Origin of the sequence: Arthrobacter sp. PM3, assembly GCF_003352915.1 — a bacterium.
GTDB lineage: Bacteria > Actinomycetota > Actinomycetes > Actinomycetales > Micrococcaceae > Arthrobacter.
This window is the reverse complement of sequence record NZ_CP022314.1, coordinates 3,024,849-3,049,118: the sequence shown is the minus strand read 5'-3', so window position 1 is coordinate 3,049,118 and position 24,270 is coordinate 3,024,849. Positions and strand designations below refer to the sequence as shown.

The 24,270-nt window shown below is 69.6% G+C and carries 21 protein-coding genes; 5 read left to right on the top strand and 16 right to left on the bottom strand.

All coding sequences use genetic code 11. From position 1 onward, the window contains the following. The first annotated feature begins 3 nt into the window (after nucleotides 1-3). The 3 genes from CFN17_RS13865 (at nucleotide 4) to fdhF (ending at nucleotide 5,502) form a co-directional block, all read left to right on the top strand. Nucleotides 4-1,053: an aminoglycoside phosphotransferase family protein gene (locus tag CFN17_RS13865; protein WP_208748355.1), complete on the top strand. Its 1,050-nt coding sequence runs from the start codon at nucleotides 4-6 to the stop codon at nucleotides 1,051-1,053. A 73-nt stretch (nucleotides 1,054-1,126) separates the two neighbouring features. After that, nucleotides 1,127-2,827: an NAD(P)H-dependent oxidoreductase subunit E gene (locus tag CFN17_RS13860; protein WP_208748354.1), complete on the top strand. Its 1,701-nt coding sequence runs from the start codon at nucleotides 1,127-1,129 to the stop codon at nucleotides 2,825-2,827. Continuing rightward, nucleotides 2,824-5,502, top strand: coding sequence for a formate dehydrogenase subunit alpha (gene fdhF / locus CFN17_RS13855; protein ID WP_208748353.1), 2,679 nt, complete (start codon nucleotides 2,824-2,826; stop codon nucleotides 5,500-5,502). Before CFN17_RS13860 ends, fdhF begins: the two co-directional genes overlap by 4 nt. 44 nt (nucleotides 5,503-5,546) lie before the next feature. Here the strand turns inward: fdhF and CFN17_RS13850 are convergent, their stop codons facing one another. From CFN17_RS13850 to CFN17_RS13790, 13 genes are all read right to left on the bottom strand, one after another. Next, the gene (locus CFN17_RS13850; protein ID WP_208748352.1) at nucleotides 5,547-6,953 is read right to left on the bottom strand and encodes a pyridoxal-dependent decarboxylase; all 1,407 of its coding nucleotides are present in this window, start codon (nucleotides 6,951-6,953) and stop codon (nucleotides 5,547-5,549) included. Nucleotides 6,954-6,994: 41 nt separating this feature from the next. After that, a complete protein-coding gene (locus tag CFN17_RS13845) occupies nucleotides 6,995-7,789 on the bottom strand; it encodes a TSUP family transporter (protein WP_208748351.1) in 795 nt (264 codons plus the stop codon). Nucleotides 7,790-7,826: 37 nt separating this feature from the next. Then, nucleotides 7,827-9,638, bottom strand: a complete 1,812-nt coding sequence (locus tag CFN17_RS13840; RefSeq protein ID WP_208748350.1) for a proline--tRNA ligase — start codon at nucleotides 9,636-9,638, stop codon at nucleotides 7,827-7,829. A gap of 433 nt (nucleotides 9,639-10,071) precedes the next feature. Next, nucleotides 10,072-10,959, bottom strand: a complete 888-nt coding sequence (locus tag CFN17_RS13835) for a GNAT family N-acetyltransferase (protein ID WP_208751501.1) — start codon at nucleotides 10,957-10,959, stop codon at nucleotides 10,072-10,074. Then, nucleotides 10,922-12,088 (bottom strand): flavodoxin-dependent (E)-4-hydroxy-3-methylbut-2-enyl-diphosphate synthase, encoded by a 1,167-nt coding sequence (ispG, locus tag CFN17_RS13830; RefSeq protein WP_208748349.1) that lies wholly within the window; start codon nucleotides 12,086-12,088, stop codon nucleotides 10,922-10,924. The genes CFN17_RS13835 and ispG overlap by 38 nt, the downstream gene beginning before the upstream one ends. A 49-nt stretch (nucleotides 12,089-12,137) precedes the next feature. Continuing rightward, nucleotides 12,138-12,431 carry a YciI family protein gene (locus tag CFN17_RS13825; RefSeq protein ID WP_208748348.1) on the bottom strand — a complete coding sequence of 98 codons (294 nt, stop codon included), beginning with the start codon at nucleotides 12,429-12,431 and terminating at the stop codon, nucleotides 12,138-12,140. Nucleotides 12,432-12,490: 59 nt separating this feature from the next. Continuing rightward, nucleotides 12,491-12,991 (bottom strand): hypothetical protein, encoded by a 501-nt coding sequence (locus CFN17_RS13820; RefSeq protein ID WP_208748347.1) that lies wholly within the window; start codon nucleotides 12,989-12,991, stop codon nucleotides 12,491-12,493. Continuing rightward, nucleotides 12,988-13,665 (bottom strand): MarR family transcriptional regulator, encoded by a 678-nt coding sequence (locus tag CFN17_RS13815; protein ID WP_208748346.1) that lies wholly within the window; start codon nucleotides 13,663-13,665, stop codon nucleotides 12,988-12,990. Before CFN17_RS13815 ends, CFN17_RS13820 begins: the two co-directional genes overlap by 4 nt. Before the next feature lie 138 nt (nucleotides 13,666-13,803). Continuing rightward, the gene (locus CFN17_RS13810) at nucleotides 13,804-15,135 is read right to left on the bottom strand and encodes an RIP metalloprotease (RefSeq protein ID WP_208748345.1); all 1,332 of its coding nucleotides are present in this window, start codon (nucleotides 15,133-15,135) and stop codon (nucleotides 13,804-13,806) included. 19 nt (nucleotides 15,136-15,154) lie between these two features. Next, nucleotides 15,155-16,339, bottom strand: coding sequence for a 1-deoxy-D-xylulose-5-phosphate reductoisomerase (gene dxr, locus CFN17_RS13805; RefSeq protein WP_208748344.1), 1,185 nt, complete (start codon nucleotides 16,337-16,339; stop codon nucleotides 15,155-15,157). 114 nt (nucleotides 16,340-16,453) lie between these two features. Further along, a complete protein-coding gene (locus CFN17_RS13800; protein ID WP_208748343.1) occupies nucleotides 16,454-17,986 on the bottom strand; it encodes a tripartite tricarboxylate transporter permease in 1,533 nt (510 codons plus the stop codon). Next, a complete protein-coding gene (locus tag CFN17_RS13795; protein ID WP_208748342.1) occupies nucleotides 17,979-18,500 on the bottom strand; it encodes a tripartite tricarboxylate transporter TctB family protein in 522 nt (173 codons plus the stop codon). Before CFN17_RS13795 ends, CFN17_RS13800 begins: the two co-directional genes overlap by 8 nt. Nucleotides 18,501-18,502: 2 nt before the next feature. Next, nucleotides 18,503-19,558 carry a tripartite tricarboxylate transporter substrate binding protein gene (locus CFN17_RS13790; protein WP_208748341.1) on the bottom strand — a complete coding sequence of 352 codons (1,056 nt, stop codon included), beginning with the start codon at nucleotides 19,556-19,558 and terminating at the stop codon, nucleotides 18,503-18,505. A gap of 173 nt (nucleotides 19,559-19,731) precedes the next feature. Between CFN17_RS13790 and CFN17_RS13785 the strand changes: the two genes are divergently transcribed. After that, nucleotides 19,732-21,312 carry a sensor histidine kinase gene (locus CFN17_RS13785; RefSeq protein ID WP_208748340.1) on the top strand — a complete coding sequence of 527 codons (1,581 nt, stop codon included), beginning with the start codon at nucleotides 19,732-19,734 and terminating at the stop codon, nucleotides 21,310-21,312. Beyond that, the gene (locus CFN17_RS13780; protein WP_208748339.1) at nucleotides 21,309-22,034 is read left to right on the top strand and encodes a response regulator; all 726 of its coding nucleotides are present in this window, start codon (nucleotides 21,309-21,311) and stop codon (nucleotides 22,032-22,034) included. The genes CFN17_RS13785 and CFN17_RS13780 overlap by 4 nt, the downstream gene beginning before the upstream one ends. Nucleotides 22,035-22,102: 68 nt before the next feature. On the opposite strand, the gene CFN17_RS13775 is transcribed toward CFN17_RS13780, so the two are convergent. From CFN17_RS13775 to CFN17_RS13765, 3 genes are read right to left on the bottom strand one after another with little or no spacing between them, the layout of a single operon-like run. Beyond that, entirely contained in the window at nucleotides 22,103-22,936 is an 834-nt protein-coding gene (locus CFN17_RS13775; RefSeq protein WP_208748338.1) for a CoA ester lyase, read from the bottom strand. Next, nucleotides 22,933-23,511: a MaoC family dehydratase gene (locus tag CFN17_RS13770; RefSeq protein ID WP_261792207.1), complete on the bottom strand. Its 579-nt coding sequence runs from the start codon at nucleotides 23,509-23,511 to the stop codon at nucleotides 22,933-22,935. Before CFN17_RS13770 ends, CFN17_RS13775 begins: the two co-directional genes overlap by 4 nt. Further along, nucleotides 23,508-24,269: a CoA transferase subunit B gene (locus tag CFN17_RS13765; RefSeq protein ID WP_208748337.1), complete on the bottom strand. Its 762-nt coding sequence runs from the start codon at nucleotides 24,267-24,269 to the stop codon at nucleotides 23,508-23,510. The genes CFN17_RS13770 and CFN17_RS13765 overlap by 4 nt, the downstream gene beginning before the upstream one ends. Between the last annotated feature and the right edge of the window lies 1 nt (nucleotide 24,270).

Here is a 24,270-nt window from a genome sequence, read left to right as displayed (position 1 = left end):
CCGGTGAGCACGACCCCAGACATCCCCGTCCCGCCCGACCTCTCCCGCCGCTACAGCCGCACACAGGCCGGACGTGACTGGCTCGCGGCACTTCCCGGGCTGATCGGGAAGCTGCTCGAGGAATGGGAGCTCGTGCCGGACCTGGCGCCGGGCGCCCTGCCCTGGAACGGTCATGGCGGAATCGTCATCCCCGTCCAAGGGCGTGCCGGCGGCGCCGCGGTCCTCAAAGTGGCCTTCCCGCACGAGGAAGCGACCCGGGAACGCCATGCCCTGTCCTTGTGGGGTGGCCGGGGCGCCGTCCGGCTGCTGGCTGCCGACGGCGGATCCTGTGCCCTGCTCCTGGACCGGCTGGAGGCCGGCCGGTCCCTCCACGACGTCCCGCTCGAAACAGCGGTGCGGGTGTGGGGCGGGCTGGTCCGCCAGCTGAGCCTGGTCCCCGACGATCGGCCGGAATGGCAGGACATTGATCACGTGGCGGCCCGGGCCGAACAGTGGAGTGATGAACTCCCTGAGACGTGGGAGCACCTGGCGCGGCCCTTCCCCCGCTGGTTGTTGGAGGCCGCGCTGGAAGTCTGCCAGACCCGCGGTGCGGTGGGCAGGCGGTCCGGCAAGGATGTCCTGGTCCACGCGGATCTGCACTACCTGAATATCCTGGCCCGTCGCGGCACCCAGGAACCCGGCCGAGGGGCGGATGGGCCCGCCGATCCGGAGTCCTACGCCGCGATTGATCCCCAGCCCATGATCGGTGAGGCGGAGTTTTCCGTGGCCCCGGTGTTGTGGAACAGGCTCCGGGAGCTGCCGGTGAAGGATCCCGGTGCGGCACTGCTTGCCCGCTGCCGGGAGTTCAGTGCGGCCGCCGGCCTCGACGCCGAAGCTGCCCGGCAGTGGAGCCTGGCGCGCGAGGTGGAGAACGCCCTTTGGTACGCCTCGCGGCCTCATCACGACGGCGACCTGGCGCGTTCGCTGTGGGTGGCCAGCACGCTGGCGGGCCGGACCCTGCCGGACCTGCCGGCTCCGCAGGAACTGCCCGCGCCGGGTGAGGGCCCGGCCTAGCAGTCAGGGCCCGGGCCGAGGCGGGGACTTTCGACTCTTGCCCGCCGGGGCCGCCGGCGCGAGAGTCAGACGCATGCTGGAACCCCGTGCCGGGCGCCCGGGCGCTGAACCCGATGGCCGGCGGGAGCGGAACACTGACGATCCGTTCCTGCGATATGCCGACCGCTTCGACCGGCCAATCGAAAACGCCTTCAGGATGCTCCGTTCCTCCCGCACTGCGCCCGCCGAGATTGCCCACATGCTCGGTCTGCCCGCGGCTGCAGTCCAAGGACCGGCGTCGTTCTTCGCCGACTTCTCCGCCGCCCGCGGTGCCCGGCATGTCCGGGTCTGTACCGCCGCCGCCTGCTTCGCTGCGAGCGGTGGCACGCACGTCGCCGAGGTGGAGGCGGCGCTCGGGGTTGAAGCGGGACGCCGGAGTGATGACGGTTCCGTTTCGCTTCAGGCGGTGCGCTGCCTTGGCTATTGTTTTGCCGGTCCTGCCGCCCTCGACAGTGAGGACGCGTTCGCCGGGGCCGGCCTGGCGGACCAATTGCGGGGATCGTCCCCGCCGGCGGCGCCCCCAATTCCGGTGTTCACCGACAGCCCGGTCCCGGTGCTGACCGCCGGGCTGCTCGGGGCATCGCCGCCGTGGTCGGTCTGGCCCGGCGTCGCCGCCTCAGGCACACCCCAAGACGTCCTGGGGCAGGTCGAGGCCGCACAGTTGCGGGGACGGGGCGGGGCGGGGTTCCGTGCCGCCGCCAAATGGCGTGCCGCGCTCGCGCACCCTGCTCCCCGGGTGGTGGTGGCCAACGGCGATGAGGGCGACCCCGGCTCCTATGCGGACCGCCTCCTCATGGAACAGGACCCGCACCGCGTGCTCGAGGGACTCGCCCTGGCCTGCTTCGCCGTCGGTGCCGCCACCGGCGTCGTGTTTATCCGTTCGGAGTACCCGCGCGCCGCCGCCCGGCTGCGGGACGCGCTGCGGGAGGCACGCACGGCCGGGCATCTCGGCCCCGACGCGGCAGGCAGCGGCTTCGACCTGGAGGTTCACGTGGTGGAGGGCGCAGGTTCCTACGTCTCCGGTGAGGAAACCGCCCTGCTGAACGGGCTCGAAGGGCTCCGGGGCGTGGTGCGGCCCCGGCCGCCGTTCCCCACCGAGCGCGGACTCCACGGCCGGCCGACGGTGGTCAGCAACGTGGAAACGCTCAGCGCGGTCCCGTGGATCGTGGAGCACGGCGGCCCGGCGTATTCCGCGCTGGGCACGGCCGAGGAATCCGGCACCGTGCTCGCCTGCCTGTCTGAACGGTTCCTCCGGCCCGGAGCCTACGAGGTGGAAATCGGCACGCCGCTCCGGCGGATCGTCGAGGACCTCGGGGGCGGTCTTCGCGGCGGTGCAACGCTGCGCTCCCTTCAAATCGGCGGCCCCCTGGGCGGATTCCTTGGCCCTGGGGACCTCGACGTGCCGTTGAGCGATGCCGCCCTGGCCGGCCACGGGGCGGCCCTGGGCCACGCCGGGATCGTCGCCTTCGACGACAGGCTCTCAGGCGGGCAAATCTTGCAGAACCTGTGGGATTTTGCCGCTGAGGAGAGCTGCGGGCAGTGTTCGCCCTGCCGGGTGGGGGCGTGGCGCGGACGGGCCCTGTCGGAGCTTCCGGACAGCCCGGGCACTGGCTCGGAACGCGGCGAGGTACTGCGCACCATGGCGGCGGGCAGCCTGTGCGCGTTCGGCCGCCGGGTGCCCGCCGCGGTGCGAAGCCTGGTCCGCGTTTACGGCCTTTCGGGGTGGCCGTCGTGAAACTCCTGGTGGACGGCCAAGAAGTTGACGTCCCGGCCGGAGCGTCGCTGCTCGACGCGGTGCGGGCGGCGGGCGTGGCCGTGCCGGCGTTGTGCCACGACGACCGGCTCACGACGGCGGCCTCGTGCCGGACGTGCCTGGTGGACGTCGCCGGCCGGGGGCCGGCCGCCGCCTGCAGCACGCCGGCCGAGGACGGCCTGCACGTCGGAGTAGAGGCCTCCCGGGCGCTCCGGCGGGATGCGTTGCAGGCCATCGTCGCGGGGCTGCCGCCCAGGGCCCTGGATGTCCCTGCCGACCGCAGCGAACTGGCCCGGCAATGCGCGGACTACGGGGTGACGGCCCTATCCGGCCCGGTGGTGCCGCCGGAACGCGGCGTCGACCACTCCCACCCGTACGTCAAGCTGGACCGCGATCTCTGCATTGCCTGCGGGCGGTGCGTCCGGGCTTGCGCCGAGGTCCAGGGCACGTTCGCCCTGACGCTCGTGGGACGGGGTGCGGACACCGTGGTGGCGCCGGGAACAGGCGGCCCGTGGGCGGAGTCCGATTGCGTCTCCTGCGGGGCGTGCGTGGACACGTGCCCCACCGGCGCACTGTCCGAGCCCGGGCTGCTGAACCTGCTCCCGATCGAACGGCGGACCCGGACCACGTGCGGCTATTGCGGCGTCGGCTGCAGCCTGGAGGTCGCCACCCGCGACAACGAAATTATGACCGTCCGGCCCGTCGGTGGGGTCGGTGGGGATGAGGGTTCGGTGAATCGCGGCCATGCGTGTGTCAAAGGACGGTTCGCCCACGGGTTCGTCGGTTCAGCGGAGCGGCTGACCACCCCGCTGATCCGCAGGAACGGCGCGCTGGCCCCGGCGACCTGGGATGAGGCAGCAGGCTACGTGGCCGGCACACTGGCCGGGATCCGGGCCAGCGACCCCGACGGGTTCGCCCTCATTTCCTCGGCCCGGGCCACGAATGAGGAGAACTACCTGGCCCAGAAGTTCGCCAGGGCCGTCATGGGGACCAACAACGTGGACAACTGCGCCCGGCTCTGCCATGCCCCGTCCGCGGCGGGCCTGGCCGCCACGTTCGGCCTGGGCGGTGGGACGAACCCGTTCGATGACCTCGACCGGTGCGACGCGATCCTGCTCGTCGGCGCGAATCCCACGGACGCGCACCCCGTGGTCGGTTCCCGGATCTTCCAGCGGGTCATGGATGGTGCGCGGCTGGTGGTGGTGGATCCCCGGCGTACCGTCCTGGCCCGGCACGCCGACATCCACCTGCGGCCCCGGCCGGGAACCAATGTGGCCGTGTTCAACGGCCTCGCGCACGTCCTGGTCCGCGAGGGCCTTGCGGACACCGCCTTCCTCGATGCCCACACCAGCGGCTACGACGAGCTGCTGGGGTTGCTCGGCGACTACCCGCCGGATCGTGTGGCTGGCATCTCCGGCGTCCCGGCGGAGGATCTGGTGCGCGCGGCCATGCTGTACGGGCAGTCGCTGGCTCCGGCCATCTTCTACGGGCTCGGGGTGACCGAACATTTGCACGGCACGGACGGTGTCCGGACACTGTCCAACCTGGCACTCCTGCGCGGCGCCGTGGGACCCGGTGGCGGCGGCGGGGTGAATCCGCTGCGCGGCCAGAACAACGTCCAGGGTGCCTCGGACATGGGTGCCCTGCCCGATCTGCTGCCCGGCTACCAGAAGGTCCCGGACCCGGCAGCACGGGTCCGGTGCTCCGCCGCGTGGCGGTCCGAGGTGCCGCAGCGGCCCGGGCTTCGGATCCCGCAGATGTTCGCCGCTGCGCGGGCCGGGGCACTGAAGGCCCTGTGGGTCATCGGGGAGGACGTGCTCGCCACGGATCCTGACAGCACCTCGGTCCGGGCGGCCCTGGCGGCCTGCCCGCTGGTAATCTGCAACGACCTCTTCCTCTCCCCCACGGCCGCCGCCGCCGACGTCGTCTTCCCCGTCGCCGCCTGGCTGGAGAAGGACGGCACGTTCGTCAATTTCGACAGGCGCTTCCAGCGGGTCCGGGCGGCCGTGGCACCCCCGGCCGGCGCCCGGACGGACTTCGCGGTGCTGCACGCCGTCGCGGCCCGCATGGGGGCGGACCTCGGCTGCGCCACGCCGGCGGAGGCCATGGCGGAATGCGCCGCCGTGGCGCCCCTGTTCGGCGGCATTTCGCACTCCCGCCTGGACCGGGAGGGGGCGCTGCATTGGCCGTGCGCGTCCGCCGGGTCCCCGGGAACGCCCAGGCTCTATCAGGACCGCTTTGCCACGCCGGACGGCCTGGCGCACCTGGCTGCCCGGCCGTACCTGCCGCCGGGCGAGCAATGCGACGAGGCGTTCCCTTACCTGCTCATCACCGGGCGCCGGGGCGCGCACTACAACTCCGGCAGTATGACCCGCCGCACGGACAACCTGGCCCTGCTTGCCGCGGAGAGCCTCGACGTCGGCCCCGGGGACGCCGCGGCGCTTGGACTGCGCGACGGCGATCCGGTCCGGCTGGGCAGCCGGCACGGGACGGCGGTTTTGCGGGCCAGGATCACGGACGAGGTGGAACCGGGCCAGGTGTTCGCGGGCTTCCACTTCCCGGGCGCCGCGGTTAACAGCCTCACCTCTGCCGTGGAGGACGAGGTCACGGGGTGCCCCGAATACAAGCTGACCGCCGTCCGGCTGTCCGGCGGCTGACCGCACCCGCCACCCGCTCAGCCCGGCCCGGCCAACGCACCCGGTCAGCCCAGCACCGCCGCCAGCGCCTCGCGGACGGCGTCGACGGCGACTCTGACGTCGGCGTCGTCCGTGCTCCAGTTGCTGACCGAAATCCGCAGGATGTCGCGGTCCCGCCAGCGCGAGCCGGACATCCAGACCCGGCCGTCACTGATGATCCGCTCGGTCACGGCCCGCGTCACGGCGTCGTCGCCGAAGGCCAGGGAGACCTGGGTGTAGTCGACGTCGTTGAGCACCTCGACGCCCTCCAGGGCGGCGAGCTGTTCGGCCAACTGCGCGGCCCGCCGCACGAGGGTGCGGACCTGGTGGGCGACGCCGTCACGGCCCAGCGACTTCAGCGCTGCCCACACCGGGACGCCGCGGGCCCGGCGGGACAGTTCCGGAACGGTTTCGAACGGGTCGCCGGCACCGTCCCCGGCCTGGATCAGGTAGCTCGTGTGCAGCCCCATCGCCGACCGCAGTGCCGCGGCGTCACGCACCACCGCGATCCCGCAGTCGTACGGGACGTTGAGGGTCTTGTGCGCATCCGTCCCCCAGGAGTCGGCGAGCCGGAGGCCGGCGGTCAGGGCGGACAGTTCCGGCACGGCAGCCGCCCAGAGGCCGAACGCCCCGTCCACGTGGACCCAGGCGCCGTGAGCTTTCGCGACGGCGATCGCCTCGGCAAAGGGATCGAAGGCGCCCGAATGCAGGTTGCCGGCCTGCAGGCAGACCAGGGCCGGCACGGGGCCCCCAGCCGCGCTCAGCGCCAGGTCCAGGGCACAGTCCAGCTCGGCCGGGATGATGCGTCCCTGGCGGTCGGAGGGCACGACGGCGGGACGCCCGAGCCCCAGGTAGCGCAGGCCAAGGTCGATGGTGTCGTGGCGTTCCTGCCCGACGAAGCAGCGGATCCGGGGGGCGCCGGCCAGCCCGTCGCCGTCGAGGTCCCAGCCGGCGTCGGCCATGAGCCGCCAGCGGGCGGCGGCGAGTCCGGTGAAGTTGGCCATGGTGGCTCCGGTGGCGAAGCCGACGCCGGACCCTTCCGGAAGGCCCAGCAGCTCCAGGATCCATTGCCCGGCGGCTTCCTCGATGGCGGCGGTCGCGGGGGTGGCGAAGCGCAGCCCCGCGTTCTGGTCCCAGGCGCTGACGAGCCAGTCTGCCGCCAGCGCGGCCGGCAGGGTGCCGCCGATCACCCAGCCGAAAAAGCGGCCTGACGGCATGGCCATCAGCCCGGGTTCGGCCTTGGCCGCGAGGTAGTCCACCACGTCCGCGGCCGGCATGCCTTCCCGGGGCAACGGGCCGCCGAAGTCAGCCGCGAGCCCGGATGCCGTGGCGGAGGGCCCGATCCGGCGTGTTCCCTGGCTCTCGAGCCACTGGCGGGCGTGCCCGGCCGCGGCGTCCAGGGCATCCCTGTAGCGTTCCTCGCCTGCTGACATAGCTGCATGCTACGCCCGGGGGCAACGGACCGGGAGTCCCCCTAGGCGAAGTTGTCCTGCCATACGTCGGAGCCGAGCTTGATGATCAGGGCGGCCACCACCACGAGGAACACGATACGGATGAACCGGCTGCCTTGGCTGACCGCCGTCCGTGCGCCGAGGTAGCCGCCTGCCATGTTCGCCGCGCCCAGCAGTAGTCCGAGACCCCAGAGGACGGCGCCGTGCGGCACGAAGAACAGCAGGGCGCCGGCGTTGGTGGCCATGTTCACGATCTTGGCTTTGGCACTGGCTTCCAGGAAGGCGTACCCCATGGCCGAGACCAGGGCGATGATCAGGAACGAGCCGGTTCCGGGGCCGATCAGGCCGTCGTAGAAGCCGATCGCCCCGCCGATCAGGCACGCCACCACGTAGTGCCGGTGCCCCGAGTGGCGCAGCCTGGTCAGCTCACCGATGTTGGGGCGGAAGGCGGTGAACAGCGCGACAGCGACCAGGGCCGCCACGATGATCGGCTTGAACACGCTGGCCGGCAGGTTGGCGGCCAGCACCGCGCCGCCGAAGCTGCCCGCCATCGCGATCGCCGCCATCGGCAGGGCGGTGCGCAGATCGGGCCGCACACGGCGGTAATACGTGGCGGCACTGGTGGTGGTGCCGAAGATGGAGCCCATCTTGTTGGTGGCCAGCGCCTGGACCGGGCTGATGCCTGGCACCAGGAGCATGGCCGGCAGCTGGATGAGTCCGCCGCCACCCACTACCGCGTCGACCCAGCCCGCGGCGAGGCCGGCGACGATGATCAGGACGACAGTGCCGAGCTGGACCGACTCGAGACCGGAGACCACTACTTAGAATCGCTCAGGAAGGCTTGGCACTGTGGGATCAGCCGTTGCGGACGGCGTTGACCACGTAGTCAACAGCCTTGTCCACGGCGACGTTCTCGGCGGCACCGCTGCGGCGGTCCTTGATCTCCACGACGCCGTCCACGAGCCCGCGGCCGACGGCGAGGATCGTCGGCACGCCGACGAGTTCGGCGTCGCCGAACTTCACGCCCGGGGAAACCTTGGGGCGGTCGTCGTAGATGACGTCCAGGCCTGCGGCTTCGAGTTCCAGCGCCAGCTTCTCCGCGGCGGCGAAGATTTCCTCGCCGCGGCCCACGGCGACGACGTGGACGTCGGCCGGGGCGACGGCGCGCGGCCAGACGAGGCCTTTCTCGTCATGGTTGGACTCGGCGAGGGCGGCCACGGCACGCGTCACGCCGACGCCGTAGGAGCCCATGGTCACCACGACCTGCTTGCCGTTCTGGTCCAGGACTTTCAGGTCCAGGGCTTCGGCGTACTTGCGGCCAAGCTGGAAGATGTGGCCCATTTCGATGCCGCGGGCAGTTTCCAGCGGCCCGGAGCCGTCAGGGGCTTCGTCGCCGGCGCGCACCTCGGTGCACTCGATGACCCCGTCCCAGCCGAAGTCGCGGCCCGCGACGAGGCCGAAGACGTGCTTGCCGGCCTCGTTGGCGCCGGTGACCCAGGCCGTGCCGCGGACGACGCGGGGATCCACCAGGTAGAGCAGTTTGGCGGCGCCTTCGAGGCCCAGCAGGGGCGCGTCGAGGGACAGCCCGGGGCCTAGGTAGCCCTTGACGATTAGCGGCTGCTTCTTCAGGTCGTCCTCGTTGGCGGCTTCCAGGGTGATCTCGCCTGCGATCGGCAGGAACGCGCCGATGTTGGCTTCGACGCGCTTGAGGTCCACGCCCCGGTCCCCGGGCACGCCGATGACCACGATCTGGCGTTCGCCGGTGGGCAGGGTCACGGCGAGCACGACGTTCTTGAGGGTGTCGGCGGCGGTCCAGGCGCCGCCGTCGGCCTCGCTGCGCGGAACCAGCACGTTGGCGGCGTCCACGAGCGTTTCGATGGTGGGCGTGTCCGGGGTGTCCCGGACGTCGGCGGCCGGCGCGTTGCTGAAGTCGATCTCCGCGGGGACCACGGTGGTGACGGCCTCGACGTTGGCCGCGTAGCCGCCGGCGGAGCGCACGAACGTGTCCTCGCCGATCTCGGTCGGGTGCAGGAATTCCTCGCTCTTGGATCCGCCCATGGCGCCGGCGGTGGCGGTGACGGGAACCACTTCCAGGCCGAGGCGCTCGAAGATCTTCAGGTAGGCGCTGCGGTGCGCCGCGTAGCTGGCGTCCAGGCCGGCATCGTCGACGTCGAAGGAGTACGAGTCCTTCATGATGAATTCGCGGCCGCGCAGCAGGCCGGCCCGGGGGCGTGCCTCATCGCGGTACTTGTTCTGGATCTGGTAGATGCTCAGCGGCAGGTCCTTGTACGAGGAGTACAGGTCCTTGACCAGCAGGGTGAACATTTCCTCGTGCGTCGGGGCCAGCAGGTAGTCGTTGCCTTTGCGGTCCTTGAGCCGGAAGATGCCCTCGCCGTACTCGGTCCAGCGGTTGGTGGCCTCGTAGGGCTCCTTGGGCAGCAGCGCCGGGAAGTGGACTTCCTGCGCCCCGATGGCCGCCATCTCCTCGCGGATGACCTGCTCCACCTTGCGCAGCACGCTCAGCCCCAGCGGCAGCCAGGTGTAGATGCCCGGGGCTGCGCGGCGGATGTAGCCGGCGCGGACCAGGAGCCGGTGGCTGGCCACCTCGGCGTCGGCGGGATCTTCGCGCAGGGTGCGCAGGAACAGCTGGGAGAGTCGAAGGACCACAGGTGGGGTATCCGTTTCTGGGGGAAGTGCGGGCAAAGCCGGGAAACCGTCAAAAGCATCTAGATACTAATCTACCGTCCGGGCAGCATGCGTTTGCCGCGTCGCCCTGCAGCCCGGCCCCTGTGACACGGAAGAGCCACGCCATGACTGATGGAAGCCCCTGGCCGTTTCCAGCTGGTCATCCCGTCATGGCGTGGCTCCGTGGCCCCAGCACCCCCAGATCTCGGACTGTGAGCTACTTGGTGTCGCCTTCAGGCAAAGCCGCCTCCGGAATCCATACCCTGGTAATCCTTGCGGGTATTTACTGCGGAGTTATTTACTGCGGAGTTATTTACTGCGGTGTGTGCGCCTGTGCGACACGGCTAGGTAGAACCTATGTGACGCAGCTCCCGGAATCAAGAGTATGCATCCGGATATTTCGGGCAGCTGCCGGTTAGAAGAGCACGGTAGCGAACGTGCCCGCCTGGTGGAAGCCCACGCGGCTGTAGGTGGCGCGGGCCTTGGTGTTGAAGTCATTGACGTAGAGGCTGGTGACCGGCGCCAGTGTCTGGGCGAGGACGACGACGGCGGCCATGTAGCCGGCGCTCAGGCCCAGGCCGCGGAACTGCGGATTCATCCAGACACCCTGAACCTGCGTGACGTCCGGGGTGACGGCGCCCAGTTCGGCCTTGAACACCACGGTGCCTTCGGCGTTCAGGTGCACGAGCGAATGGCCCTGCCGGATGAGGCTCTTGACGCGGCGGCTGTAGTATTCCCTCCCGCCAAGGTACGGGGAGTAGCCGACTTCCTCTTCAAACATCGCGGCGCACGCCGGCAGGATCTTGTCGAAGTCGGCCAACTGGCCGAACCCGACGGCGGGGTCGGGCCGGACGGCAGGTGGTCCCGTGATGGTCAGCAGTGGCTGGTCGTCGCGGACTTCGTGGGCGGACTGGCCCAGGTGCTCCAGGGCCGCGTAAAGGGCGAGCACAGTCTCCGCGGGGCCAAAGATCGAGGCGTATCGCCGGCCGGAGCGGTGCGCGGCCATGGCGACGAGGCTGGCGAACTCGGGGTCCAGCTGCACCGGCACCAGGTTGGCGCCGGCCCAGCAGGCACCGAGGAGGGTCCCGCCGTCGAAAACGCCAAAGATGCTGGCGCCCCCGGCCGTGGGGGACGCCGTGCCGGTGGTCTCCAGATGCGACAGGATGAAGACGTTGGCGACGGCGTCCTGGCGGGCCAGTGACAGCAGCTGGGCGGTGTCCGCCACGCCCAGGACGCGGACGGCGACGCCGGGTGCGGCGCCGTCCCTACGAGACGCTAACCACGGGGCTACCCTTGACAGCATCTTCGCCATCGGCGTCCCCCATCTCTTCAGCGATACGCATGGCTTCCTCGATCAGTGTCTCAACAATCTGGTCCTCGGGGACAGTCTTGATGACTTCGCCCTTCACGAAGATCTGGCCCTTGCCGTTGCCCGACGCGACACCGAGATCGGCTTCGCGGGCCTCCCCCGGGCCGTTCACGACGCAGCCCATGACGGCCACGCGCAGCGGGATTTCCATGCCTTCCAGCCCCGCCGTGACCTGCTCGGCGAGGGTGTAGACGTCCACCTGGGCGCGGCCGCACGACGGGCAGGACACGATTTCCAGCTTGCGGGGGCGCAGGTTCAGTGACTGCAGGATCTGGTTGCCGACCTTGATTTCCTCGACCGGCGGCGCGGAGAGGGACACCCGGATGGTGTCGCCGATGCCGCGTGAGAGCAATGCACCGAAGGCCGTCGCGGACTTGATGGTGCCCTGGAACGCCGGGCCGGCCTCGGTGACGCCGAGGTGCAGCGGCCAGTCGCCCTTTTCGGCCAGCATCTCGTAGGCAGCGACCATGACGACGGGGTCGTTGTGCTTGACGGAGATCTTGAAGTCGTGGAAGCCGTGCTCTTCAAACAGGGAGGCTTCCCAGACGGCGGATTCGACGAGGGCTTCCGGGGTGGCCTTGCCGTACTTCTTCAGGATTCCGGGTTCCAGCGATCCGGCGTTGACACCGATCCGGATGGAGGTGCCGTGGTCCTTCGCGGCCCGGGCGATTTCCTTGACCTGGTCGTCGAACTTGCGGATGTTTCCCGGGTTCACGCGCACGGCGGCGCAGCCGGCCTCAATCGCGGCGAACACGTACTTCGGCTGGAAGTGGATGTCAGCGATCACCGGGATCTGGGACTTCCTGGCGATGATCGGCAGCGCCTCGGCGTCATCAGCGGACGGGCAGGCAACACGCACAATGTCACAGCCGGAGGCGGTGAGCTCCGCGATCTGCTGCAGCGTGGCGTTGATGTCGGTCGTCGGCGTCGTGGTCATGGACTGGACGCTGATGGGCGAATCGGAACCGACACCCACCGAGCCCACCTTGATCTGGCGCGTCTTCCGGCGGGGGGCAAGTACGGGGGGCGGTGCTGACGGCATTCCGAGGCTGACCGAGGTCACGGGGACTCCCTAGTGGTATCTGAGGTATCGAAGGTGCGGGCGGAACGGGCTAGGCGGTGTGGTCAGCCAGAAGGCCGGTCACCGGCGCCCACGCCATGGTGCGCGTGCCCGAGATGGCGCCGGCTGCCGCGAAGGGGTCCTGGCGCAGGATGTCGTTCAGTGCCGCTTCGTCGTCCGCCTTGAAGATGAGCAACGCCCCTGCGCCGTCGCCGTAGGGGCCGCTTGCCAGCAGGGCGCCTTCGCGGGCAAGTTCCGCCGTCCATTCGCGGTGCGCCGGGCGGGTGGCGTTGCGGGTTTCGGAAGATTCGGCGTCGTACACGTACTCCACAGCAAAAACAGTCATATGGATACACTATCGCCCTGCTTGCCCGGTTCCCATCCGGAGACAGGCCGGGCACGCGGTCAGCCGAGGACGAGCGTCTTGACCAGGGCTGCGACCCCGGCGGCCCAGAGCATGGAGGTGAGGGTTCCGATGATGAACCGCTCGGCAGCCACGGGGGTGGCTTTCAACTCCGCGAAGCGGCCAAGGCCCTTGATGGCCACGACGTAGGCGATCGCGACGGGCTGGCCTGCGAGGATCGCCAGGCACACGGCGAAGCGTTCCAGAATGCCGATGATGGCGCCGCCGCGCAGGATGCGGGCGCTGCTGACCGTATCGACGGCGTCCGCATCCGCCCTGCCGGCGCCCCGGTCCGGGACGTCGACGGGGGCCGGGGTGACGTCGGTGTCCGTGGTGGAATCGGCGGCGGGATCCTCAGCCGCAGCGGTGCCGGCGGCCGGGCCGCCGGGAGCGGCGCCGGCCCTGTCGTCAATGGTCCGGGCGAGCCGGAAGACCGCCGCCGTGACCGGCCAGCCGACGAATCCGGCCGTGAGCATGGCCAGGGTGATCCAGAGGAAGTTCACCGGTCTCCTCCTGTGGTGTCGGGGGCTGTGGCGTCACAGGCGAGGGACAGCAGCATTTCGGCTGCCGGCCTCGCCGCCCATTCTTCCTGCCAGCCGGAGCGCAGGACCGCGCGGCTCACCGATTGCTCCGTGATTCCGAGTTTCCGGGCCGCGACTTTCTGGGTGCCGTGGATGCCGGGCTGCCCGTGCCGCACCGTGCGCAGCATATCCACTACCTTCCACTGCGCCGGGGTCCGTTCCTGGATGAGGCGGCCAATCAGCCGGAGCACCGCTTCGGCGTTGGCGCAGGCCGCCTGCCCGGCCCCGTGGGAGTTCCTGCCCCGCGGAGCGGCGCCGGCGACCACTGCGAGCGGGACGTGGGCGGCCGCGGCTTTGGCCCGCTCCACTGCGGCCCGGGCGGCCACAAAGGCCGGGCCGGAGCCTTCCCGGGGGCTGGCGGGCAGCGGCAGGTCCACTTCCCCCACGCCGATCCCGACGTACCAGCGGCCGCTGCGCAGGGCATGCAGGGCAATCTCCACGACGTCGGCCGCCTGTGCGACCACGCCCTGGACCTCGTCGCCGACCGATCGCTCAAAGCGTCCTGCCGCCGGGAGGGCCCCGAGTTCCTGCAGGAAGGCGGGGACCCGGTCGACGTCGCCCGTGCTGCCGCGCTGGTCGATTGTCATAACGTACATGGCCCCAGCCTAGGGAGCTGATTCTCGATAATCAATCACTTTGAACTGATTATACGAAATCAGTCAAAATAGGCTTATCGGAGAGAATCAGTCAAAAGCAACTGAGCAGCGCCGGACGGGGGTGCGGCCGGGCGGAAGCTAGCCAAAGAGGTTGACGGGTTTGACGATGTCCGCGTAGATCAGCAGCGCTCCCATGCCCATGAGCAGCACCGCCACCACGTAGGTAACCGGGAGCAGCTTGGCGATGTCGAATGCGCCGGGGTCCGGCCGGCCGGCCAGTTTGGCGATCTGCCGGCGGGCTCCCTCGTACAGCGCCCCGGCCACGTGGCCGCCGTCGAGCGGGAGCAGCGGGATGAGGTTGAAGACGGCCAGGGCAAAGTTGAGCCCGGCCAGCAGGCCGACCAGTGCCGCGAAGCGGGACTGCAGCGGGACCTCTTCCATGGCGGCGACCTCGCCGGCCACGCGGCCCACACCCACCACACTGATGGGGCCGTTGGGGTCCCGGGGCTCTTCGCTGAAGGCCGCCTTGGCCACGCCGGCCACGCGCGCCGGCAGGTTCACCACCACTCCGGCGACCTGTTTGATGTTCTCCCCCGCCATCGGCAGGACGGCCGACGCCGGTTGGGGCACGAGTGCCGTCCGGGCGCCGATGCCCAGGAAGCCGACGTCCTGGTACTGGAGTTTCCCGTCGGATCCTGTGGCCTGCCGGCCGTCGGCGCCGATCACCGGGCGGGAGGTGAGCACAGGGGTGACCGTGGCAGTAACCGCGGCGCCGTCGCGCTCCACGGTGACGCTGACCTGCTTGCCCGCCGAGGCGCGGATCCAGCCGGTGAGTTCGTCCCAGCTGGTGACGGCCTTGCCGTCGAAGGAGGTGATGGTGTCGTTCGGTTTCAGTCCCGCCGCCGCGGCGGGAGTGAGCTTGCAGTCGGCGGAGTTCGGGTCAACGGTCTCACCGGCCTTGACCTGGCATTTGGAGACGTCGGCGATGGTGGTGGTCTGGCTGGCGACACCGAATCCCATGAGCAGCACACCGGTCAGCACGACGCCGATCAGCAGGTTCATGGCGGGGCCGCCGAGCATGATGATGATTTTCTTCCAGACCGGCAGGCGGTAGAAGACCCGGTTTTCATCGCCCGGCCCGATTTCCTCATGGGCCAGCGACCGGGCATCGGAGGCCAGGGACTGGAACATGCCGGTGCTCGAGGGCCGGACCGTGCCGTCGTCCTTATTCGGCGGGTACATCCCGATCATGGACACGTAGCCGCCCAGCGGGATGGCTTTGAGGCCGTACTCGGTTTCGCCCCGCTTCTTCGACCACACCGTGGGACCGAATCCGATCATGTACTTGGTCACACGGACTTTGAACAGCTTGGCTGGCACCAGATGCCCCACTTCGTGCAGGGCAATGGACACCGCGATGCCGATCGCCACGAAGACGACACCGAGGACAAAGAGGAGGACTGGGCTCATGGGTGGGTTCTGCTGCTTCCTAGACGCTTCTGACGGCTAAACGTTCGTGGGTGCGGGCGCGTGCCCATCGTTCAGCATCCAACACGGACTCCACCGTCAGCCCGGAAGACCCTGAATGTTCGCTGAGGACGGCGTCGATGGTGTCGACGATATCGGTGAACCGGATCCGCCCGGAGTGGAAGGCCATCACGGCTTCCTCGTTCGCGGCATTGAAGACGGCCGGGTAGGTGCTGCCCTGCCGGGCGGCCTCCTTGGCGAGGCCGACGGCGGGGAAGGCCGTGGCGTCCAGCGGTTCGAAGGTCCAGCTGGTGGCCTTGCTCCAGTCGCAGGCTTGCGCCGATCCCGGGACACGGTGCGGCCAGCCGAGGCCCAAGGCGATGGGCAGGCGCATGTCCGGCGGCGAGGCCTGGGCGATTGTGGAGCCGTCGGTGAACTGCACCATGGAGTGGACCACGGACTGCGGGTGGACCACGACGTCGATCTTCTCCAGCGGGATGTCGAAGAGCAGGTGCGCCTCGATCACTTCCAGGCCCTTGTTGACCAGGCTCGCGGAGTTCGTGGTGACCATGAGGCCCATGTCCCAGGTGGGGTGGGCCAGGGCATCCTGCGGTGAGACATCGCGCAGTTCCTCCCGGGTCCTGCCGCGGAACGGTCCGCCCGACGCGGTCAGGATCAGCCGGTCCACCTCGGCAGCGGTTCCGGAGCGCAGGCACTGGGCAATGGCCGAGTGCTCGGAGTCGACGGGGACAATCTGCCCTTCGCGGGCGGCGGCCTTGACCAGCGAACCGCCCACAATCAGGGACTCCTTGTTGGCCAGGGCCAGGGTGGCGCCGGAGCCGAGGGCAGCCAGGGTGGGGGCGAGCCCGATCGAACCGGTGATGCCGTTCAGGACGACGTCGGCGGGGATTTCCGCGATCCGGGTGGAGGCGTCCGGGCCGGCGATGAGGTCGGGGCGGTACCCGGCGAGCCCTGCCGCGCGGGCGGCGTCGTCGATCATGGTCCGGAGCGCGTCGGCGTCACCGGAGGCGACGCCGACGGCCTGGGCGCGGGTGTGGACGGCCTGCCGGGCCAGGAGTTCAAGGTTGCCGCCGCCGGCGCTGAGGGCCACGACCTCAAATAGGTGCGGGGCGCCGTCGACGACGTCAATCGCCTGTGTGCCGATGGAACCGGTGGACCCGAGGAGGACGATCTTGCGCGGCTGCATGTTTCCAGTATCCCGCACGGCGGCGACAGCCTGCGCCTCCCCCGGCGGGCGCGGGATGGCCTTTCGTGGCAGTCCCGGAGCGGGACGCTGCCGCGAAAGGCCATCCCGGCGGGGTCAGACGGACACCTCTTCCTTCGCAGGCGCTGCCTCCAGCGTGGCCTGGCGGCGGCGCAGCCACCACGACGCGACGAAGATCAACGCCATGGACGCGTAAACCACCACGGCGAACGGCGAGGAGAACAGCGCCGTGGGGTCGTTCTGGGAAAGCTGCAGCGAGCGCCGCAGCTGCACCTCGAACATCGGTCCCAGGATCATCGCGACCACCATCGGCGCCACCGGGTAGCCGTAGCGGCGCATGAAGTAGCCCAGGACGCCCACCACCAGCAGGATGCCGACGTCGGTCGCGGCGAAGTTCACCGAGAAGGCGCCGAGGGCGGCGAAAACCAGGATGCCCGCGTACAGGTAGGGGCGCGGGATCTGCAGGATCTTCACCCACAGGCCCACCAGCGGCAGGTTCGGCACCAGCAGCATGAGGTTGCCGACATACAGCGAGGCGATGAGGGTCCACACGAGCGCGCCCTGGTTCTCGAACAGGAGCGGCCCGGGCTGGATTTGGTAGCGCTGGAAGGCCGTCAGCATCATGGCGGCGGTGGCCGTCGTCGGGATGCCGAGGGTCAGCAGCGGCACCAGGACACCGGCGGCGGCGGCGTTGTTGGCCGCCTCCGGCCCGGCGACGCCTTCGATGGCGCCCTTGCCGAACTGGGCCTTGTTGGGCCCCTTGGCCAGTTTGCGTTCGGCCGCGTAGGACAGGAACGTCGAGACGTCCGCGCCGCCGGCCGGAACCGTTCCGATCGGGAAACCGATGAAGGTCCCGCGCAGCCACGGCTTCCAGGACCGCTTCCAATCCTCCCGGGTCAGCCAGGAGTTCTTTCCCTTGCTGACCGGGATGAGTTCCACCGGGCCGTGCCGCAGTTTCGCGGCGACGTAGAGCGCCTCGCCGAGGGCGAAGAGCCCGACGGCCACGAGGACCATGTCGACGCCGTCCACCAGGGTGGGGTTGTCGAACGTGAAGCGCTGCTGGGCTGTGCTGTCGTCGATGCCGATCAGGCCGATGAACAGCCCGAGCGCCAGGGACGCCAGGCCGCGCAGGACGGAGGCACCCAGCAGGGCGCCGACGGTGAGGAACGCCACCACCATGAGGGCCACGTAGTCGACCGGTCCGAGGCCGACGGCGAAGTCCGCCACGACAGGGGCGAGGAAGGACAGCAGGACCGTGGCGATGGTCCCGGCAAAAAAGGAGCCGATGGCCGCCGTCGCCAGGGCCGCCGCTCCCCTGCCGGCCTTGGCCATCTTGTTGCCCTCGAGCGCCGTGACGATTGAGGAGGATTCGCCCGGCGTGTTGAGCAGGATGGAGGTGGTGGATCCGCCGTACATGCCGCCGTAGTAGATCCCGGCAAACACGATCAGAGCGGCGGCGGGATCCAGGGCGTAGGTAATGGGCATGAGCAGGGCCACGGTCATGGCCGGCCCGATGCCGGGGAGCACGCCAACGGCCGTGCCGACGAACACGCCGCCCAGGGCGTAGAGCAGGTAGACCGGCTGCAGGGCGGTGGTGAATCCTTCGAGGAGCATCATGAAGCTATCCATGCAGGAACGGCACCCCTTCCAGCAGCGGCCCCGGCGGCAGGGACACGCCGAGCAGCCCGCCAAAGACGTACTGCAGCACCAGCGCGAGGACGATTGACACGGCGATGGCCTTCCAGAGCGGCCTGGCGTCCAGGGACCATGCCGCTCCGCTGAAAAGGACGGCCGCGGCCACGGGCCAGCCGGCGGGCTCGATGAGGAAGATGTGCAGCACCACGAAGCCGACCAGTTTGGCCAGCGCCGCCCAGTCAGTTTTCGCGGTTGCGTCCAGGTCTTCGCTGTCTTCGGCCTGCCCGACCTTCCCGCGGAGGACCTGCAGGACCACCCCGGCACCGCACAGCACGAGCATGCTGCACACAATGTAGGGAAAGGCCCGCGGCCCGATCCCGGTCTCCGACGGCGGGACCGGAATCGATCCCGCCGCCGCCAGGCCCGCCGCGCCCACGCTGACGAAGACGAGGGCGAACAGGATCTCCCCCGTCGGCCGTCGTGCGGGCGTTGATACGTGGGAAGTCATTGCTACTTGACCAGCCCGATCTGGGTCAGTGTGGTCTTGACCTTGGCGATGTCTTCGGTGAGGAAGGCCTTAAAGCTGTCGCCGGACAGGAAGGCGTCGTCCCAGTTGTTCTTGGCCAGGGTGGACTTCCAGGCCTCCGAGTCGTGCAGTTTGGTGACGACGTCGGTCAGCTTGGCGCGCTGGGCGTCGTCGATGGAGCCGGGGGCCACCACACCGCGCCAGTTGGTCAGCACGACATCGATCCCCTGGTCCTTGAGCGGCTTGACGCCGGGGAGTGCCGGAGCCTCCGACTTTCCGGACACGGCGAGGGCCCGGACTTTACCGGCCTTGACCTGCTCGGCGTACTCGCCGACGCCGGAAATCCCGGCCTGGACCTTGTTGCCCAGCAGCGCGGCGATCGACTCGCCGCCGCCGGAGTAGCCGATGTAGTTCAGCTTGTCGGCCTCCACACCCTGGGACTTCAGGATCTGCCCGGCCAGGATGTGGTCCGCGCCACCGGCGGAGCCGCCCGTGATGGCAACTCCCTTCCCGTTAGCCTTGATGTCCGCCACCAGGTCCGCGACGGACTGGTACTTCGACGACGCCGGCACCACCACGACCAGCGGCTCTTCCGTGAGCCGGGCAATGGGGGTGGTGTCCTCCAGCCGGGTCTTCGCGGCGTTGGTCTCCACCGCACCGACCATGACGTAGCCCATCACCATGAGCGTGTTGGCGTCCTTTTCGGTGGCCAGCTTGGCCAGGCCGTTGGTTCCGCCGCCGCCGCCGATGTTGGTGACCTGGGCGGAGGAGACCAGCTTGTTGGACTGCAGGTCTGCCTGGATGGCGCGCCCGGTCTGGTCCCAGCCGCCACCCGGGTTGGCCGGGACGATGATGCTGAGCTTCTTGATCGGGTCAGGGCCCGAGGACGCCCCGGCGCCGGTGCCGCTTCCTGCGCAGGCGGACAGGGCCAGGACCACCCCGGCGGCCCCGGCGGCGAGGGCGGCGCGGCGGGTGTAGTTGCGCTGCTGGGGGGCGGGCTGCGTGGAAGCGGGCCGGGTGAAGTGGGACTGCGAAGACATGGTTTCTCCTTGAGCGAATGTGATGCACATCATTGGAATCACGTCACCGACCCTAGGAGCGGCCCGGAAAGGGCAACAGCATTTGGACGTAGAGGTAATAGTGGTCATATTGGTCACGGCCAGGACCGGCCCTACGGTCCGCGGCGGGACTCGCGGGATGGGAAGCTTGTGACATGGTTCACAGGATTCCGCTCCGGTTCCAGCTGGTCGCGTTGCAGCTGGGCATCGTGCTGGCTGTCCTGACGGTGGTGGGCGCCGTGACCATCCGGATGCAGGAACAACAGCTGCGCGACGCCTATAAGGGCCGGCTGATCGGCGTGGCTGAAAGCGTTGCCCGGCTGCCCTCCGTCATCAATGCGTTCGGCACGCCGTCGCCGGCTCAGACCATCCAGCCGATCGCCGAAGTCATCCGGCAGGCATCCAACGTCACGTACGTGGTGGTGACCGACCGGAACGGCGTCCGGCAGTCCCACCCGCATCCGGCCGAAATCGGGCGGCCGGTCTCCACCGATCCCTCGGTGCCCCTGTCCGGGGAGATCTATGTGGGCACCCAGACGGGCACCCTCGGCGAGTCGTGGCGGGTCAAGGTTCCCATCTTCGATGCCTCCGGCACGGTGATCGGCTCCGCATCTGTCGGCGTGCTGGAGAGCACGCTCGCCGCCGACCTCGATGAGGACATGCCCCAGCTGTTCGGCTGGCTCCTGGGGGCGGCGCTGCTCAGTTCGCTGGGCGCGATGTACGTTTCAAAACTCGTCTGGCGCCGGATTTACAAGCTGGAGCCGGAGGACATCGCGACGCTGCTCGAAACCCGCGACGCCATGCTCCACGGGCTCGGCGAAGGGCTCGTGGCGGTGGACGCCGACGGCAGGATCGCGCTGGTCAACGACGAGGCACGCCGCCTGCTGGGGCTGGCGGGCGACATCACGGGCGCCCCGGCCGAGGTAAGCCTCGAGCCGGCGGTCCACCGTCTGCTCTCCGCCGGGTCCGCCACGGAGGAACTGGTGCTCTCGGGCGAACGGCTCCTGCTGGGCAAGGTCAATGCGGCCACCGTGGACGGCCGCGAAGTGGGCAAAGTGCTGATCCTGCGCGACCGCACCGAACTCCACGCCGTGCTGCGTGACCGCGACGGCGCCGTGGACGTGACGCACGCGCTCCGCGCCCAGGCGCACGAATTCGCCAACAAACTGCACGTGATTTCCGGATTGCTGGAGCTTGGGAAGCAGGACAAGGCGATCGAATACCTGGGGCGCAGCCACCACGACGCCGTCTCCGCGCACCGCCCGCTGGCGCCGGGGATCACGGACCACGGGGTCCAGGCCCTGCTGATCGCAAAGTCCACGGTCTGCGCCGAACGCGGCATCGAGATCGTGGTCAGCCCCGATTCGGTGTGTTCCCCGGACAGCTCGGGCGACGTCATCACCGTCCTGGGCAACCTGATCGACAACGCAGTGGACGCCACGGGCTACGACAGCACCGTGGCTGTCCGGCTGGCCGAGACTCCCGACGGCGGCCGCACCATCGTGGTGGAGGACGACGGGCCCGGCATCCCGGCGGCCGAACGCGCTATGGTGTTCGAGCCCGGCGTGACCAGCAAGGAAGCCGAGGGAATCAACAGCCGCGGCTTTGGCCTGGCCCTGGTCCAGCGGGTTGCCCTCCGGCGCGGAGGCCGGGCAGAGATATCCTCATCGGCATTAGGCGGAGCCTGCTTCACGGTAGCGCTCAGGACAAAAGAGGCGGAACTACAGCATCAATGAGCGCCATACGCACCCTCATCATCGACGATGACGTAGCAGTGGCCGGGATCCACCACGGGTTCCTCCTGGCGCGCGGCGGATTCGACGTCGTCGCCATGGCCCACACCGGACAGCAGGGCCTTGACCTGGCCGCGGAGCTGCGGCCCGAGCTGGTGCTGCTGGATATCCACCTGCCGGACATGTCCGGCCTGGACGTCCTGCGCCGGCTGCGCGGGCGCCAGCATCCCGTGGACGTCCTGGTGATCACCGCGTCCCGGGAACTGGAGACGGTCCGCGGCGCGATGGCCGGCGGCGTCCTGCATTATCTGGTCAAGCCCTTCACCTCGCAGGCCTTGAACGAACGCCTGGACGGGTACGTCCGGCTTCGGGAGGAACTGGCGGCGGGCGGCGCCGGACCGCTGGACCAGGACAGCATCGACCGGCTGGTGGCGCCGGCGCGCCCCTCCGCGCCGGCGGCGGGACGGCCCGGGCACGCCGACCCGCCGGCAGCGGCCGTGCGCCTGCCGAAGGGACTCTCCCGCCCCACGCTGGACGCGGTCATCGAGGCCCTGAAGGCCAGCCCCGAGGACGTGTCCGCGGCGGGCCTGGCGTTGCAGCTCGGACTGTCACGGGTCAGCGCCCGCCGCTACCTCGAGTACCTCGTGGTCCACGGCCACGCCCGGCTGACGCCCCGTTATGGGGCGGCGGGCCGGCCGGAGAACCGGTATTTGTGGCGGCGCTAAACTTGTCTGGTTCTTGAAGGCAGTCCCGGAGCGGAACACTGCCGCGAACTGCCAACCCGGCCGGGTTCCTAGTGGCCGGCGCGGCGGAGCGTGGATTCGGCGTGCTTCAGGATGGGGCCGTCAATCATCCTGCCTTTGAACTGGAACACCCCGGTACCCGCGGAGGCGGCGGCGTCGAGCAGTTCGGCGGCCGCCGCGACGGCGGACTCGGAGGGTGCGTAGGCGTCCCGGACCACTGCCACTTGGCTCGGGTGGATGCAGGCCTTGGAAGCGAATCCGGAGGCCACGGCGTCGCGGGCCTCGAGCGCCAGGCCGTCCAGGTCCGGGATGTTGACGTACACGGCGTCAATCGCGTCCTTGCCGTGGGCGCCGGCGGCCAGGAGCACGCTGGACCGGGCGTGCAGTGCGACGGCCCGGTAGTCGCCGTTCTCTGTCCTGCTGGAGGTTCCGCCGAGGGACGCCAGGAGGTCTTCGGCGCCCCACATGAGGCCCACAACGTTGGGTTCGGCGGCGATGGCGGCGGCGTTGAGGACGCCGGCGGCTGTCTCGCAGAGGGCTATGACGCTATAGCCATCCAATTCTTTGAGCTGGGCGGCGTTCTCGGCCTTGGCCAGCATGATGTGCCGGTACGGGGTGTGCTTGAGGCAGTGCATGTCCTTTTCGAACTCGTCCGTGCCGGCCGGGTTGACCCGGATGATCGTGCGGCTCGGATCCAGTTCAGGGACGTCGCCCGTGGCGCCAAGCTGGGCGAGGATCGCGCCGCGGGCCCGCTGTTTATCGGCGGGCGCGACGGCGTCCTCGAGGTCCACGATCACGGTGTCGGAGCGCTCGGCGGCTTTCTGGTACCGCTCGGGACGGTCGGCGGGGCAGAACAGCAAGGCGGGACCCATCAGGAAGCTCATGTCTCTATTGTCCCCTTTTGCGCCCCGTCCGGACCGGCAGCCGTGTGCGCCTCGCGTGTCCACATCAGGCAGCTGCGGACGGCAAGGGCCACCACATCCCCGTGCTGGTTGCGGCCGGTGTGCTGCATGGTCACGATGCCCTGGCCCGGCCGGGACGAGGACAGCCTTTTTCCGGTGACCATGGTCTCCGTGTAGAGGGTGTCCCCGTGGTAGAGCGGGTGCGGGAAGGACACGTCCGTCAGGCCCAGCTGCGCGATGATGGTGCCTTGGGTCAGCTGCGGCACGGACTGGCCCACCACCGTGGCGAGGGTGAACATCGAGTTCATGAGCCGCTGGCCGAACGGCTGCCCGGCGCTCCAGGCTGCGTCCAAGTGCAGGGCCTGGGTGTTCATGGTCATGGTGGTGAACAGGACGTTGTCCGTCTCCGTGACAGTCCGGCCGGGCCGGTGCGCGTAGACCACCCCCTCTTCGAGTTCGTCGAAGTAGAGCCCGCGCTGTTCAATCACCTTGACGCCGCCGGGCACCCGCTGACCGCCGGCGAGGGGGTCCGGAAACGGCCGGTCTGGAGCGCTCATACGGTCAGTTCCTGGTCTTCTTCGAAGAGCTCGGCACCGGTGGCCGCCACGACGTCCTCCACGGACACGTCGGGGGCCAGTTCGCGCAGCACCAGGCGGGACTGCCCGCCCTCCGCCACGACGTCGATCACGGCGAGGTCGGTGATGATGCGGTCCACGCAGCCCTTGCCGGTCAGAGGCAGCGTGCAGGTGTCCACGATCTTGGGCTTGCCGTTGCGGTCCACGTGGTCCATCATCACGATCACCCGTTTGGCGCCGAAGACGAGGTCCATGGCGCCGCCCATGCCCTTAACCATCTTGCCCGGGATCATCCAGTTGGCGAGGTCGCCGTTGGCGGCGACCTCCATGGCGCCGAGCACGGCGACGTCTACGTGGCCGCCCCGGATCATGCCGAAGGAGGCTGCCGAGTCGAAGAACGCGGCCCCCTTGTTGACCGTGACGGTTTCCTTGCCGGCGTTGATGAGGTCGGGGTCGACCCCGTCCTCGGCCGGGTACGGCCCGACGCCGAGGATGCCGTTCTCCGAATGCAGCACCACCTCGACGCCGTCCGGGATGTAGTTCGGGATCAGCGTCGGCATGCCTATGCCGAGGTTGACGTACTGGCCATTGCGGAGCTCCTGCGCCACCCGGGCGGCGAGCTCGTTGCGGGTCCAGCCCTTGCCCGGGCTGCCGTCAGGATGCACGACGGCGGAGCGCCGGTATTCGTGCCGGACGGCTTCGGGGCGGGGCGGGGCGCCCTGGGCGCTGGTGGATTCCACG

What these genes read in the sequence shown, in the direction of transcription:
- CFN17_RS13860 (WP_208748354.1), top strand. Translation starts at nt 1,127, where the DNA reads ATGCTGGAACCCCGTGCCGGGCGCCCGGGCGCTGAACCCGATGGCCGG.
- CFN17_RS13850 (WP_208748352.1), bottom strand. Translation starts at nt 6,953, where the DNA reads ATGTCAGCAGGCGAGGAACGCTACAGGGATGCCCTGGACGCCGCGGCC.
- CFN17_RS13835 (WP_208751501.1), bottom strand. Translation starts at nt 10,959, where the DNA reads ATGCTGTCAAGGGTAGCCCCGTGGTTAGCGTCTCGTAGGGACGGCGCC.
- CFN17_RS13825 (WP_208748348.1), bottom strand. Translation starts at nt 12,431, where the DNA reads ATGACTGTTTTTGCTGTGGAGTACGTGTACGACGCCGAATCTTCCGAA.
- CFN17_RS13815 (WP_208748346.1), bottom strand. Translation starts at nt 13,665, where the DNA reads ATGTACGTTATGACAATCGACCAGCGCGGCAGCACGGGCGACGTCGAC.
- CFN17_RS13810 (WP_208748345.1), bottom strand. Translation starts at nt 15,135, where the DNA reads ATGAGCCCAGTCCTCCTCTTTGTCCTCGGTGTCGTCTTCGTGGCGATC.
- dxr (WP_208748344.1), bottom strand. Translation starts at nt 16,339, where the DNA reads ATGCAGCCGCGCAAGATCGTCCTCCTCGGGTCCACCGGTTCCATCGGC.
- CFN17_RS13800 (WP_208748343.1), bottom strand. Translation starts at nt 17,986, where the DNA reads ATGGATAGCTTCATGATGCTCCTCGAAGGATTCACCACCGCCCTGCAG.
- CFN17_RS13795 (WP_208748342.1), bottom strand. Translation starts at nt 18,500, where the DNA reads ATGACTTCCCACGTATCAACGCCCGCACGACGGCCGACGGGGGAGATC.
- CFN17_RS13790 (WP_208748341.1), bottom strand. Translation starts at nt 19,558, where the DNA reads ATGTCTTCGCAGTCCCACTTCACCCGGCCCGCTTCCACGCAGCCCGCC.
- CFN17_RS13785 (WP_208748340.1), top strand. Translation starts at nt 19,732, where the DNA reads ATGGTTCACAGGATTCCGCTCCGGTTCCAGCTGGTCGCGTTGCAGCTG.
- CFN17_RS13780 (WP_208748339.1), top strand. Translation starts at nt 21,309, where the DNA reads ATGAGCGCCATACGCACCCTCATCATCGACGATGACGTAGCAGTGGCC.
- CFN17_RS13775 (WP_208748338.1), bottom strand. Translation starts at nt 22,936, where the DNA reads ATGAGCTTCCTGATGGGTCCCGCCTTGCTGTTCTGCCCCGCCGACCGT.
- CFN17_RS13770 (WP_261792207.1), bottom strand. Translation starts at nt 23,511, where the DNA reads ATGAGCGCTCCAGACCGGCCGTTTCCGGACCCCCTCGCCGGCGGTCAG.